The sequence below is a fragment of the Novosphingobium ovatum genome (genome assembly GCF_009909235.1).
GTDB lineage: Bacteria > Pseudomonadota > Alphaproteobacteria > Sphingomonadales > Sphingomonadaceae > Novosphingobium > Novosphingobium ovatum.
Window position 1 is genome coordinate 221,856 of record NZ_JAAAPO010000001.1, and the last position, 12,687, is coordinate 234,542.

General features: G+C 64.7%; 11 protein-coding genes and 1 tRNA gene. 5 read left to right on the top strand and 7 right to left on the bottom strand.

Translation table 11 applies throughout. From position 1 onward, the window contains the following. Positions 1-135 precede the first annotated feature (135 nt). Positions 136-807: a TetR/AcrR family transcriptional regulator gene (locus GTZ99_RS00965; RefSeq protein ID WP_161716417.1), complete on the bottom strand. Its 672-nt coding sequence runs from the start codon at positions 805-807 to the stop codon at positions 136-138. Between the two features lie 256 nt (positions 808-1,063). Between GTZ99_RS00965 and GTZ99_RS00970 the strand changes: the two genes are divergently transcribed. Beyond that, positions 1,064-2,020 carry a sugar phosphate isomerase/epimerase family protein gene (locus tag GTZ99_RS00970; protein ID WP_201742329.1) on the top strand — a complete coding sequence of 319 codons (957 nt, stop codon included), beginning with the start codon at positions 1,064-1,066 and terminating at the stop codon, positions 2,018-2,020. Then, the gene (locus GTZ99_RS00975) at positions 2,017-2,985 is read left to right on the top strand and encodes a sugar phosphate isomerase/epimerase family protein (protein WP_161716418.1); all 969 of its coding nucleotides are present in this window, start codon (positions 2,017-2,019) and stop codon (positions 2,983-2,985) included. Before GTZ99_RS00970 ends, GTZ99_RS00975 begins: the two co-directional genes overlap by 4 nt. A 159-nt stretch (positions 2,986-3,144) precedes the next feature. On the opposite strand, the gene GTZ99_RS00980 is transcribed toward GTZ99_RS00975, so the two are convergent. After that, positions 3,145-3,219 (bottom strand) — tRNA-Val (locus GTZ99_RS00980). Positions 3,220-3,322: 103 nt separating this feature from the next. Between GTZ99_RS00980 and GTZ99_RS00985 the strand changes: the two genes are divergently transcribed. Beyond that, entirely contained in the window at positions 3,323-3,640 is a 318-nt protein-coding gene (locus GTZ99_RS00985) for a DUF3297 family protein (protein WP_406818572.1), read from the top strand. A 256-nt stretch (positions 3,641-3,896) separates the two neighbouring features. Here GTZ99_RS00985 and GTZ99_RS00990 read toward each other — a convergent pair whose 3' ends face one another. After that, the gene (locus GTZ99_RS00990) at positions 3,897-4,535 is read right to left on the bottom strand and encodes a CHAP domain-containing protein (RefSeq protein WP_227711013.1); all 639 of its coding nucleotides are present in this window, start codon (positions 4,533-4,535) and stop codon (positions 3,897-3,899) included. Between the two features lie 185 nt (positions 4,536-4,720). On the opposite strand from GTZ99_RS00990, the gene der reads away from it, so the two are divergent. Next, positions 4,721-6,103: a ribosome biogenesis GTPase Der gene (gene der / locus GTZ99_RS00995; RefSeq protein ID WP_161716420.1), complete on the top strand. Its 1,383-nt coding sequence runs from the start codon at positions 4,721-4,723 to the stop codon at positions 6,101-6,103. Between the two features lie 42 nt (positions 6,104-6,145). On the opposite strand, the gene GTZ99_RS01000 is transcribed toward der, so the two are convergent. The 4 genes from GTZ99_RS01000 to GTZ99_RS01015 all read right to left on the bottom strand — a co-directional run bounded on the left by GTZ99_RS01000 (position 6,146) and on the right by GTZ99_RS01015 (position 10,479). After that, the gene (locus GTZ99_RS01000; protein WP_161716421.1) at positions 6,146-7,075 is read right to left on the bottom strand and encodes an energy transducer TonB; all 930 of its coding nucleotides are present in this window, start codon (positions 7,073-7,075) and stop codon (positions 6,146-6,148) included. Between the two features lie 79 nt (positions 7,076-7,154). Further along, positions 7,155-7,889 (bottom strand): HD domain-containing protein, encoded by a 735-nt coding sequence (locus tag GTZ99_RS01005; RefSeq protein WP_161716422.1) that lies wholly within the window; start codon positions 7,887-7,889, stop codon positions 7,155-7,157. A 61-nt stretch (positions 7,890-7,950) separates the two neighbouring features. Further along, on the bottom strand, positions 7,951-9,186 hold the full coding sequence (locus tag GTZ99_RS01010; RefSeq protein WP_161716423.1) for a DUF418 domain-containing protein: 1,236 nt from the start codon (positions 9,184-9,186) through the stop codon (positions 7,951-7,953). A 15-nt stretch (positions 9,187-9,201) separates the two neighbouring features. Continuing rightward, positions 9,202-10,479, bottom strand: coding sequence for an SPOR domain-containing protein (locus tag GTZ99_RS01015; RefSeq protein WP_161716424.1), 1,278 nt, complete (start codon positions 10,477-10,479; stop codon positions 9,202-9,204). 371 nt (positions 10,480-10,850) lie between these two features. On the opposite strand from GTZ99_RS01015, the gene GTZ99_RS01020 reads away from it, so the two are divergent. Beyond that, positions 10,851-12,296: an SPOR domain-containing protein gene (locus tag GTZ99_RS01020; RefSeq protein ID WP_161716425.1), complete on the top strand. Its 1,446-nt coding sequence runs from the start codon at positions 10,851-10,853 to the stop codon at positions 12,294-12,296. The last annotated feature ends 391 nt before the right edge of the window (positions 12,297-12,687 follow it).

Consider the following 12,687-nt stretch of genomic DNA (forward strand, 5'->3'; position numbering starts at 1 on the left):
TTGATCCCCGGTGGCGAATGGGGCCACGCAGCGATTTGCGGTGGAGGGTCCGGCGAGGGTGATCCTGGGCGCTGTCTGAAAATGGGTGGCCGCGCGCGGCCCATGCGCCGAGCGGCGCAGGCCCGCAGACCACGATTACGCCAGAATATATTTGATGATCATTTGGCTGATTTCGTCGATCATGGCGTCCCATTCCATCCTTTGCAGAGAGGAGGACTGGGCATCCTGGCTGATATGCCGCGCAAAAGTGGCGAACAACACGTGAAAGACGACCTGCGCGCGCATCTCGAGGTTGGGCGGGGCCTGATCGCCATATTGCGCAAGAGCGGCCGCAAAGCGTTTGACCGCAGCCATTTCCTGTTGCTCTCCGGCGTCTGACATGGCTCGATCGACCGCAGCCTTGCGCATGGCAAGGCGCAGCATCAGGGCATGGGCCTTGACGATCTGGGCCTGCGCCCGGACGTAGGCCAGAATGAAATCCTCAATGCTGCTGGCTGCTTTTAGCGAGGCGGCAATCGCGTCAGTTTCATCGGTCGCCATTTGTGCCAAATCTTGCCCGATCACGGCGCGGACCAGATCATCCTTGTTCTGAAAACGGAAGTAGATCGAGCCGATAGACACTTTCCCCAGAAAGCTGACGTCCTGCAGGGTGAAATCCTCGCTCTGCCTTTCCACCATCAGCCTGCGTGCCGCCGCCAACATGCGATCGAGTGAGGCGCGGCTGCGCGGCTGTGTTGGCTTGCGTGATCGTTGCGCACCATCATCAGCGTTTTCACTGCCCGCTACTGATTTGACGGCCCTTGCCATTTCCACTCACCTTGATGCCGCACTCTCAAGACCGCGCGGATTACACCTCTTCAATTGAGGTGGTGCGGGGCATCTGTCCATACCGCGCCTGTCACGCGACTTAGGTGAATGAACAGAGCTTCCCTTCACTCCCTATGTCAACACAATCACATCGCGCCTGCAGGCGTCAACGATTCCCCTTTGTGTAATTAGAATATAATTCTATAAAGTGATTCGAGCTAGGCAAGGTCATTGCTGTGCCGAGGCGGAGGGGAAAGTGAGCAAAATCAAATGGCAATATGCCGACCACTGGCGAACAGATTCGCCCAAGGGGCCGGTCAACCAGTTTGCCTCCCGCGCGGAAATGGACCGCTTTATCAAGCAGATCGCCGCCGTTGGTCTGCGCGGGGTGGGCATGTTCGCGTGGAATCTGGGCGCGGTCTCGGCGATGTTTGGCGGGTTGCCCGCGTATAACGCCTTCCTTGCCGAGCGCGGGATCGAGAAGATCGTCGATCTGTTCTGGTGCCAGCCTCAGGCGAGCCCCGGCATGACTCTCCACAAGCCCGAACACGCCGGGCGCGTGATGGGCATGCTGGATCACTTTGCCGGCCTTGCAGGCGGACTGGGCGTTGAAAACCTGATCGTCATGCCCGCGCATGGCTATGTCGACACGCAGCCGGTGGACGCCGACCGCATCAAGGTGTTGGCTGATCTGTGGAACGCGGTGGGCCGCATGTCTCTGGAAAAGCACGGGATGAAGCTGGGCTGCCACCACGAATTCTGGTGCGGCATCCGATCACAGGACGAGATCGACCAGTTCTATGCGCTGACCGATCCGGCCTATGTGCACCTGTATATCGACACGGCCCAACATGTGATCGCAGGCGTCGATCCGGTGGCGCTGTATCGCCAATATGCCCAGCGCGTGAACGGCTTCCATTTCAAGGATACCCGCCACGTCGACACGGTAGAAGACTATCGCAGCCAGCCTGACCCCGAGCTTTGCGCCAGCACCACGCCGCGCTGGTTCTGGGAAATGGGCACGCCGGGCGGGCTGGTTGATTTCCCCGCGCTGATGCAGGCGCTGAAGGAAAACAACTACGAAGGCTGGATCGGCGTCGAGCACGACAAGGCCGACGTTGGCGGTGGCAACTATCCCGAAAGCACCGCGCTGGCCATGTGGTATGCGCAAAATGTGCTGGAACCGATCTTTTACGGAAAGGCCGCAGCATGACCCTGCGCTGGAGCTATGCCCTGAACCAGTGGAACAATGGCCACGACCGCTTCGTCTTGCGCGAGGCTCATGCCAACGCGTTCAAGACGCTGGCGATAAGCGGTTTTGACGCGGTGGAAATCCCCTGCGGCTCCGGCCGATGGGAGCCTTTGGGGCGCAAGGACTGGATCGAGAAGTTCTACGGCTCGGTCGCAGGGCTGCGTGCGGACATGGCAGCCTGCGGCATCAAGGCCGCGTCGAGCTTCCTTTTCAATCCTGCCGAGCCGATCTTCGAGGAAGGCGCCTATGGCCTGTCGGTTCTGAACCCCGCCGATCACGGTCGGATTGTGAACACGCTGCGCCAATATGCCGAACTGTTGCCCGCGCTGGGCGGCGACACGCTGGTGGTGCGCGCGCTGCCGAACTGGAGCGAGAAGGCGTCGGTCGACCTCGCCACGATGCAGGTGGCGGCTGATGGCTGGAACGCGGTGGGGGCGATGCTGGCGCCGCATGGGGTAAAGCTGGCGCTGAATTTTGATTGCGTGACCATGGCTCGCACCGGGGATGACATGGCGCTGTTGCTCGACCTGTGCGATCCCGAAACGGTTGGCCTGTCGCTGGACACGGCGGACGCGGCGATCATGGGGCTGGACCCGGTGGCGCTGATGGGCCGGTTTGCCGGGCGCTTGGTGCATGTTCAACTCAAGAACGCGCTCGAACGTGACACGCTGGGCGAATACAGGTTGCCCTTTCCCGACAAGTTCATGCTGGCCGGTGGCGGCGCGCGCAAGGTGGCGCGCTGGTATGGCGAACTGGAGAGTGAGGCCGGCATTGTCGATATCGCCGCCTGCCATGCAGCGCTGGTCGCGCAGGGCTATGCCGGATGGGTGGTGGTCGAAAGCGACCAGAGCCCGGTTCCGGCCACCAGCGCGATGCTCAATGGGTGGTTTGTGAAAAATCGGCTCAAGCACGCGGAACTGGCCTGAGGCGTGGATGGGGGCGCTGCCGTCCGGGCGGCGTTACCCTGCGCGCGGGGGAGCGTTCCACGCTTTCGCCCTGCGGTCCAAAGTCCGCTGCTGCGTTCTGCTTTGAAAATTTTCCCGGTAAAATCGGTCACCATAAAATCCTGCTTTATCGGGATTTTATGGTGGGCGCGACAGGGATTGAACCTGTGACCCCACCCGTGTGAAGGGTGTGCTCTACCGCTGAGCTACGCGCCCACTGGCTTCGACGTTGCTTCGTTGCGAAGCGTCTCCGTTGCCGGGAGCCGCGCCTTTAATGGGGTTCGCCAGCGTTGACAAGAACTTTTTGAAAATTATTGCGATGCCCATGAACAATGCATCTGACACGCCCGACAGCACCCCCGCCACTGGCGGTGCCGACACTCCGCCCGATCGTCTGGCGATCGACCCGAAAAGCCCGTTCTGCGACATGGATCTGCTGCGCCGTGGCGTGGGGATCCGTTTCAAGGGCACCGTGCGCAACAACGTTGAGGAATATTGCATTTCCGAAGGTTGGGTGCGCGTTCAGGCCGGCAAGGCGGTCGACCGCAAGGGCAATCCCCTGACCATCAAACTGAACGGCCCGGTTGAAGCGTGGTACGAGGATCTGGGCGAGAGCGCGCCGGTCGCCAAGGCCTGATTTGCCTGTGTCAGGTGATTCGCGCGAATCACCCGGCGCCCACCTGTTTCGCGCATGACAAAAGGCCCCGGCCATATTGGTCCGGGGCCTTCGTCTTTTCCGGCCGCTGTTAACCGCTTGAGGCTTGGCGAGCGCAAGGCACCGGGCGGGTGGTCCCATTCACCCCGCCGGCACACTTGTGCCGCTCCCTGTTGGCAAGGGCTGGAAAATGGGGCGGTGTCTCGGCCGCCCGGTTGTTCGATAATCAGCCCGAAGGTCAGCGCCCGACAAAAGCCGCGATGATCGCGCCGATCGGGTCGGCCTGCCAGCCTTTGCGGGTCAGGCCGTGGCTGCCGGCAGGCACGGGGCGGTTATAGATGAACCCTTGCACCGGCCAGGCAGTGCTGCCCAATCCCGCCTTGGGGGCGAACCACACGCGCACGCTGCTCCAGTCGTTGTTGGGCGAGACGTCAACCGCGCGGACATTGTCCTCCACCTGCCCGCGCTGACCGCCGATGGGCGACCAATTGGCGTGGCGTAACAACACTGTACGGGCATCGATGATTTTGCTGACGGCGGCGACATGGCCCAGCACCATATTGCCATGCGGCTTGAACGTCATCACCGCGCCCACCCGCGGCGTGGTCCCGCGGGCATAGCGGCCCTCGGCCTGCGACCACCAGCTGCGCGCGTCGCCAAACAATTGGATGCCCGACACGGCCCGCGCATAAGGCACACATTGCAGATAGGTTGGCAGCGCCGTCGATCCTCCGCCACGCACGTCGACGAACTCGATCGCGGGGCGTGCGATTGCCTGTGGGGCAAGGCTCGCGCAGCCGATGGCGAGGGGCCACAGCACCGCCCGCAGCAGGGGGCGGGACGTGTGACGGGCCGAGGTGAAGGGCTTTTGCATCATGCATATTGGGATAAACCCCCAGCCGTTATGGCCGCCCTGCAAGGTTTGGTTACCAAATCGGCAACGTTGTGCCGCCGGCAATTCCGGCGTTAACCATGAAAAAGCAGCGGTTTGGCCGAGATGGAGCGAAAAGCGGCATCGTCGCCCTTGCCAAGGGCTAACATTCGGGCCAATCGGAACATGAAATGTTACCCCAAGTGATCATCATCGGCCGACCCAATGTCGGCAAATCGACTCTGTTCAACCGACTCGTTGGCAAGAAGCTGGCGCTGGTGGATGATCAGCCTGGCGTCACGCGCGATCGCCGTTTTGGCGAGGCGCATTTGTTGGGGCTGGACTTTACCATCGTCGACACGGCCGGTTGGGAGGAGGACGATCCCTCCAGCCTGCCCGGCCGCATGCGCGCCCAGACCGAGGCGGCGCTGGTGGGCGCTGATGTCGCGCTGTTTGTGATCGACGCGCGTGCCGGACTGACTCCGCTGGACGAGGAAATCTCGCGTTATCTGCGCGAACAGCCGGTGCCGGTGATCCTGTGCGCCAACAAGGCTGAGGGGCGCGCGGGCGAAAGCGGGTTGTATGAGGCGTTCAGCCTGGGCATGGGCGAACCCGTTGCCATCAGCGCCGAGCATGGCGAGGGCATGGCCGACCTGTTCGAAGCGCTGCTGCCCCACGTCGAGCGTGAGGACGATGACGACATCGCCCCTATCGATTACGAGGACGAGGAAGCGCTGAACGCGGCGCCGCTGAAGCTGGCGATCGTGGGCCGCCCCAATGCGGGCAAGTCGACGCTGATCAACGCCATCCTGAACGAAGACCGGCTGCTGACCGGGCCAGAGGCGGGCATCACGCGCGATTCGATCGCCATCGATTGGCAGTGGCGCGATCCCAAGACCGGCGAGGACCGTCCCGTCCGCCTGATCGACACGGCCGGGATGCGCAAAAGAGCACAGGTGACTGACAAGCTGGAGCGCATGGCCGTGGCCGATGCACGCCACGCGATCGACTTTGCCGAGGTGGTGGTGCTGTTGCTGGACGCCACCCGCGGGCTGGAGCATCAGGACCTGAAGATTGCCAGCATGGTGCTGGAAGAAGGCCGCGCCTTGATGATCGCCATCAACAAATGGGACGTGGCCGAGGAGGCGAGCAGCCTGTTCAACGGCATCCGCGCCGCGCTGGACGAAGGTTTGGCGCAGGTGCGTGGGTTGCCGCTGCTGGCGGTCTCGGCCCGCACGGGCAAGGGGCTGGACCAGATGCTGGGGGCGGCATTTGAACTGCGCGCGGCGTGGAGCAAGCGCGTGCCGACCGCCGCGCTCAACCGCTGGTTTGACGATGCGCTGGCCGCCAACCCGCCGCCAGCGCCCGGTGGACGGCGGATCAAGCTGCGCTTTATCACCCAGGCCAAGACCCGCCCGCCCGGTTTTGTGCTGTTCGGCACGCGTCTGGACGATCTGCCGGTCAGCTATCAGCGCTATCTGGTCAACGGCATCCGCCGCGAGCTGGGCTTTGACGCGGTGCCGGTGCGCCTGTTCCTGCGCACGCCCAAGAACCCGTTCGCCAAAAAGGACTGAGGCAAAACGGTGCCTGTGCCCGGTGGCTGTGGTCACCGGGGCTCAGTGGTCAGGATCGTCGAAAAAGCGGACGGTGCCGGTAAAATAGCTGGCGACTGGCGCTCCGGCGCGGTCCTGCGCGGGTTTGAACCGGGCGCGGCGCATCAGCACCGTGCACACCTCATTGCCGAACTCGGCTGGCTGCGTCTCGCTTTGCAGGATGCAGCGGGTGGGGGTGCCGGCGGCATCGACCATCAGGCGGTAATGCACCACCCCATTCAAATTGCGCATTTCCGCGGTCAGCGGATAGTCCCAGCCATCGCGCATCCACTTTTGCGGCTCGCCGATCGGTTCGGGCAGGCGCTTCCACGCGGCCTGTTGTTCGGGGGTAAAGCCCCATTGCGTCACCAGCGCGGCGGTGCAGGTGTTCAGCGCCTTGGCCACCTCGGCCATGGGGCCCACTTTCAGCGTCATGGCGCGGCCGCTGGTGGGCGTCAGGCGAAACAGGATGTCCTGATTTTGCCAGATCGCCTGTATCTTGGGCAGGGCCATGCCCAGAATCAACAAGGGCGTTGCCTGTGCGCCAATCACCCCGCGTATGGCGGTCGCGCCGCTCTTTGGCTCGCCCGGCTCAAAGCCATAGCTGACCTTCTTGTACGGGTCGGAGCCGACAAACTGTTTCCCCACCAAGGTGATATAGCCGTCCATATCGGGGGCATAGGAATCCATGATCAGGATCACCTTGTCCTCACCCTGACCGAATTCGCGCATCAGGCGGCAACTGTCGTCGCTGTAATTCAGGTTCCAGCGCGAGGACGGGGCCAGTTCCAGCGGCGCGGTTTGGGCATGGGCGGTCGCTGGCGCGCCCAGCGTCAGGCCCAGCCACGCCATGCCAGCGATCCACACCCCCGACTTTCGCGGCTGCGTGATGCGCAATTCTTCCTCCATCCCCTGTTGGCGGCACAGGGTGATGCGATTGTGCGGCTTCGTCAAATGAAATACAGTAATATACGCATCCGACTGTCGGTTATCGCATGTATTGCCTTGTATTGATCGGTCGCTGTCCTTACGATTACAGGAAATTGTTCGGCCAGATCATCGTGCGCCACATATGCGCCACGGGCGACCCGTCAAAGCCCAACCCTTCGGCCGGCTGGCGAAAGTTGCGGGCGATGATGCCTTCCAGTTCGGACGGGTCAACATCGGGAAAATCGTCAAAGAAATACGTATCATACAGTGTCACCGCCCGCGCTGTGGCGTGCCACTTGTGGCCCTGCGCCTCGGCCGCGTCGCGCATCAGATATTCCGGCGGCTGATAATCTGCCCCGAAAAAGCGGTGGTAACTGTCAGGATAGGCATAGCCCACCGCCGGATCGGGTACATAGCGCAAGGCCTGGTGATACTTGACCGCCCACGCCACTTCTTCGGACACATAGGGCGCGATCAGTTGCGCCCCCCAGTAACCGTGGTCTGACCGGATCAGACAGCCATTGGCGATGTCATGTAACAGACAGGCGATCACCACCGTCTCGCTTTGCCCATCATCCAGCGCCCGTTTGGCCGAGACCAGCAGATGCCGCCGCGTCAATTCGCCAAAGCGCAGGCGGAAGAAATCCAGCAGACAGGGGCGTTCGGGCATACGGGGCAGGGCGGGGTTGTCGCCCATCATCATCACCGTTTTGGGGTTCAGCCGCGCCAGCAACTCCATTTCGTTATCGACGAAATCGGTACCCACCCATCCCACCGGGCTGGGATAGATCTGACGTTCGCGCCCTTCCTGTGGCCAAGGGCGGGTGTCGTCGGTCATGCTGCCTCTCCTGTCTGCGGGGCGCAGGATATGGCGCGCGCGCCGTCCAAGGCAAGCCTAGTCAGCGCCGGAACGGCAGGCGACGCCCTTCGGTCAGGCAGCGCCACAGCCATTCCAGCGGCCCCATGCGGAAATGGCGTAGCCATGGGGCGCTCCACGCCAGCATCAGCGCCCACATGCCCGCGACAAAGCCCATCTGCGCGGCCGGGCCAACCCGCCCGAACAGGCCCAGCCCCCAGCCATAGAAACAGGCGCACATGCACACTGTGGTGGCGATATAATTGCTGAAGGCCATGCGCCCCGCCGCGATCAATCGCGCGCCGATCGGGCTGTGGGCCAGCGCGGGCGTAGCCAGCACCAGCGCGGCGGCATAGGCCAGCGCCATCGCCAGATGCTCTGGCCCGGCGGCATAGGCCAGCACCACCGGCATCGAGAGCACCGGAAAGCCCTGCGCCCATATCCACCACGCCAGCCCCAGCGCCATCGGCAGGCCCAGCGCCATTCCGCCGCCAACGCTCACCCACAACGCCCGCCTGCTCCACCCACCGTCAAAGAAACCGCCGCGATACAGCGCCACGCCGATCAGCATCAGCGGCAATGTCTCGCCAATGCTGGACAGCCACATCACCAGCGGAAACAGCGCGCTATGGGCCAGCTTGTCCCCGATCAGCGTCCAGAACCCCATCTGCCCTTGCGCGATGTCACGGGCCATCTGCTGGGCGTGGCGGGTCAACTCGGCGGCATCGACGGCTGTGGGGGCATGTAACAACGGCCAGCCCGCCGCCAGATTGCCCATGTGCCACAACAGGAAAAACACCACAGCACCAATCCACAGCGCCCGCAAAGGCACCCGCCGCAGCATCAGCGCCAGCACGCCACATGCCGCGTATGTGAACAGGATATCGCCCCACCACAGCAGGATGTAATGCAGCCAGCCCAGCAGCAGCAGCCAGCCCAGCCGGCGCAACTGCATCTCCTCGCCACTGGGCAGGCGCAGGCCAGCGAGGCGTTCGCGCGCGTCAACCCGTTCGACGAACAGGCACAGGCTGGCGCCAAACAACAGGCTGAAGAGCGCGCGCAACTTGCCCTCGGCCAGCACGAACACCGCGACATAGGCGGCATGATCGGCCCATGATCCGGGCGCGGGCATGTCGGGGGACAGCGTGGCGGCGGGCGGCCCGGCAAAACCGGCAATATTGACCAGCAATATGCCCAGCACCGCCACACCCCGGATCAGGTCCAGCGTGACGATGCGGTCAGTCGCGGTCAAATCGGCGGGGCCCAGCGTTTGTGCCATGGCCCCGCTCTTGGATCAGTCGCGCACCACGACGCAAGTGATATCGGCGGCCGTCAGCTTGCGACAGGCGGCGCGGGCCGCCTCCTCGGAAAAGCCGGTGGCCAGCAGGCGCGTGACCGCGCCAACCGGGATGGTCTGACGCTGATGACCGGCGACTTCGGGGAAAGCCTTGGCCCGTTTCCACTGCGCTTCGACATTGCTGGCCACGCCAAACGCGCCCAGCTGGATCTTGTACGGGCCACCCTCTGCCGCGCGCGGGGCGGGCTTGGGCGCGGGGCGCGGGGCCGGTTCGGCACGCATCGGTTCGGGGCGGGCAGGTTCGGGGCGCGCCATGGCAACCGGCGGCGGCGGTGTCACCGCGTGGAAGCTGGGCGCGGGGACAGGCGCGGGGCGCGGCATTGCTGTGCGGGGCAGCGGGGTGGGCACCGGCGGCAGGCCACGCGGCGTACCAGCCATCGGCGCTGGGCCTGCCATCGGCGCGGGCGCGGCCATCGGCGAAGGCGCGGCCATCGGTGCCGGAATGGTCAAAGGCGCGGGGCGCGGCGCGGGGCGCTGTGGCGCGATCATCGGTTGCGGCGCGGCCATCGCCAGCGGCGGCGCGCTGACCGGCGCTGGGGCGGCGGGGCCAGCCATGCCTGCTGGCATCGGCTGGGGCGTGCCCAGGTCGGCGGCGGTAAATTGGCGGCGGCGATTCGCCTCGATCTGGGCGGCCATTTCGGTGGCCAGCGACATCGCCTTCTGGCGGTCCTCCAGACTGACAAAGCGGTCCATCTGCGCCAGCGCCTGACGCGCCTGCGCCAGTCCGGCCTGCTGCGCCAGACTTTCAAGCGCATAGGCACGCACCCAGTCCTTGGGCATGCCCTCGGCGTTGAAATGGGCGATGCCCAACAGGTATTGCGCGCGCGGATCACCCCGCTCGGCGGCGGTCTTGATATAGGGCATGGCGGCGGCATGCTGGCCGCGCTGGAACAACAGCAGGCCGTAATTGTCGGCCGCCTGCAAATGGCCTTGTCCGGCGGCCTTGGCATACAGCATTTCGGCGCGGGCCAGATCCTGCGGCACGCCGCGTCCCAGCTTGTACGCCTGTGCCAGATTGAATTGCGCATCAGCATCGCCGCGTTCGGCCAGCGGGGTCCATTCTTTCACCGCTGCACCAAATTCGCGCGTAGCCGTGGCCGAATCGCCCGCCCGCATCGCCGAATCGCCGCGCACCCATGCGTCGGCCCCCGCCTTTACATCGGCCATTGCCGGCGCGCCCAGCAGCCACAGCCCCGCCACACCTGCCAGCGCCATCGGTCGCAATGCGCGCCAACCCGTTGCAAATGCGTCATCCAAAAAGCGATGCTGCTGCTGCATTGTAACACCTTTCGTCCTGCCCCAGCCGAAGATTCAGCCTGTGCTGGCTGCGGCCAATAGCGTGTGGGCGCGTTCAGTTTCCGGCAACCATTCCCGCCCGTTTGACAGCACATGGTTATCAAATTCTTTCTCCGCGCCAATCCTTACCAAAATTACCACGGAGCAGGTCGGCATTAACCCAAAATTAGGAACGTTCTGCAATGTTTCCCGCAGAAATTCATGCGTCCGTTTGGGATCAATGTTTCCGGCGGATCGTGCGGATAATTGATTCACCCCGGCTTTTGCCCAGGATGGCAGGGATACCGACGATGACTGCTAAGTGCTTCATTCCTCACCGCCGCCCCGCCCGTTCGGGGCTGCTGCTGCCCTTGGCCTCCAGCGCTGGTCTGGCGCTGGCGCTGATGGCGATGGGTGCGCCCGTATCGGCGCAGGCCGCTGCGGGCGGTGCCGGTACCACGCTGACGGGCGGCGCGGCCGATGCGGCGGTGGCCATGGCTGAATCGGCTGTGCAGGCCAGTCCGCGTGACGTTGCCACCCGCGTCGCACTGGGTCGCGCCTATCTCAAGGCGGGGCGTTATCAATCGGCCGAAACGGCGCTGAGCGATGCCATGACGTTGGGTGACACCTCGGGCCGCACGCTGCTGATGCTCTCGCTGGCCGAGGTCGCCTCGGGCCATTCGAGCGATGCCATCGCCCTGCTGGACCGTGCCAAGGCCGATGTGCCCGCGGCCGATCTGGGGCTGGCGCTGGCGTTGGCCGGTGAGCCGGGCCGTGGTGTTGCGGTGCTGCTGGACGCGGTGCGCGCTGGCGAGCGTTCGGACAAGTTGCGGGCCAATCTGGCCTATGCCTATGCGCTGGACGGCAAATGGGGCGAAGCGCGCAATCTGGTGGCGATGGATCTGCCTGCCGCGCAAGTGGATGCGCGCATGACCGAATGGGCGCAACTGGCCCGTCCCGAAGCGGCCAAGGACCGCGTTGCCCAATTGCTGGGCGTGCCCGCGCGTGAAGACGCCGGCATGCCGGTCGCTCTGGCGTTGAGCGGCCAGCAGAACGGCGTGCAACTGGCCGCCGCCGCGCCTGAACCTGCGCCGATGCCTGCCGCCGTTGCACAGCCTGTGCCTGCGGCCGAACTGCCTGCCACGGTTGAGCCTGTGGCGCCTGCGCCGATGATGGCGGCCGCGCCGGCCCCGGTCTTCCAGCCGGTGCCGCTCAAGGCCGCCCCGGCCCCCGTTGCCGCCAAACGTCTGGCCAAGGCCAACGCCAAGTTGGGTCCCAAGACGGGCAAGACCAAGCCCAAGCCGGACGCCGCGCTGGCTGATGCCGCGCCGGTGGACGCGGCCCCGGCGGCCATCGCGCCCAAGCCGGTCCGCGTCGCGGCCAAGACCCGCCCGATGCGCGTGGCGATGGCCAATGTCGCGCTGGCCACCAAGCCGGTCTCGGCCAAGCCTGCGCCGGCAGCGGCCGGTGACAGCGGGGCCCATGCGGTCCAGTTGGGCTCGTTTTCCAGCGCGGCCAATGCCGAACGCGCCCGCGCGACCTTTGCCCAGCGCGACGCCGATCTGCGCGGCCGCGAGATCGTCATCGCCAAGGCCGTGGTCAATGGTCGCAATTTCTGGCGCGTGCAGGTCAAGGGCTATACCGCCGTGGCCGCCGCGCAAAAATGCGGCACCGTGCAGAAAAAGGGCGCGGTGTGCATGGCCTTTGCCGCCGGCTCGCTGCCGGGGGAAACCGGCCCGGCGCTGGCTTCGCGCTGATCCTGTCGCCCTGTCGCGGGGCGCCTGTTGCGTGTGGAAAGCGGGCTGGCAACGGCCCGCTTTTCGCATGTCGGCAACGCGCGCGCACGGCAGATGTGAGAAGGGCCACACCGGCATCAGCGCGGTATGGCCCTTCACATGGTCAGCGGCCGGAAAGTGCCGCCCACGAAGCCTTTATCGCCAGGAAGAACAGGGATTAGCGATAATGCCTCGCGCTGCGGATTGCCGACCTCTCTGCTGAACCATGAGACATCGGATCACCTCCTTTCGCGCTGTTGAGCCAAGAGCCGAAAGAGGCCGCCCGGACCGGGACGCATCACCGTCCGCGCGATCGGGCTGGGCCGCCATTCGACGGGGCCGGTCAGCACCGAAAGGCGCTGGGGCCTTGGCC

Excerpts from the sequence above, each read along its gene's own strand:
- GTZ99_RS00965 (WP_161716417.1), bottom strand. The coding sequence starts at position 807 with ATGGCAAGGGCCGTCAAATCAGTAGCGGGCAGTGAAAACGCTGATGAT.
- GTZ99_RS00975 (WP_161716418.1), top strand. The coding sequence starts at position 2,017 with ATGACCCTGCGCTGGAGCTATGCCCTGAACCAGTGGAACAATGGCCAC.
- GTZ99_RS00985 (WP_406818572.1), top strand. The coding sequence starts at position 3,323 with ATGCCCATGAACAATGCATCTGACACGCCCGACAGCACCCCCGCCACT.
- GTZ99_RS00990 (WP_227711013.1), bottom strand. The coding sequence starts at position 4,535 with ATGATGCAAAAGCCCTTCACCTCGGCCCGTCACACGTCCCGCCCCCTG.
- der (WP_161716420.1), top strand. The coding sequence starts at position 4,721 with ATGTTACCCCAAGTGATCATCATCGGCCGACCCAATGTCGGCAAATCG.
- GTZ99_RS01005 (WP_161716422.1), bottom strand. The coding sequence starts at position 7,889 with ATGACCGACGACACCCGCCCTTGGCCACAGGAAGGGCGCGAACGTCAG.
- GTZ99_RS01010 (WP_161716423.1), bottom strand. The coding sequence starts at position 9,186 with ATGGCACAAACGCTGGGCCCCGCCGATTTGACCGCGACTGACCGCATC.
- GTZ99_RS01015 (WP_161716424.1), bottom strand. The coding sequence starts at position 10,479 with ATGGCGCTGGCAGGTGTGGCGGGGCTGTGGCTGCTGGGCGCGCCGGCA.
- GTZ99_RS01020 (WP_161716425.1), top strand. The coding sequence starts at position 10,851 with ATGACTGCTAAGTGCTTCATTCCTCACCGCCGCCCCGCCCGTTCGGGG.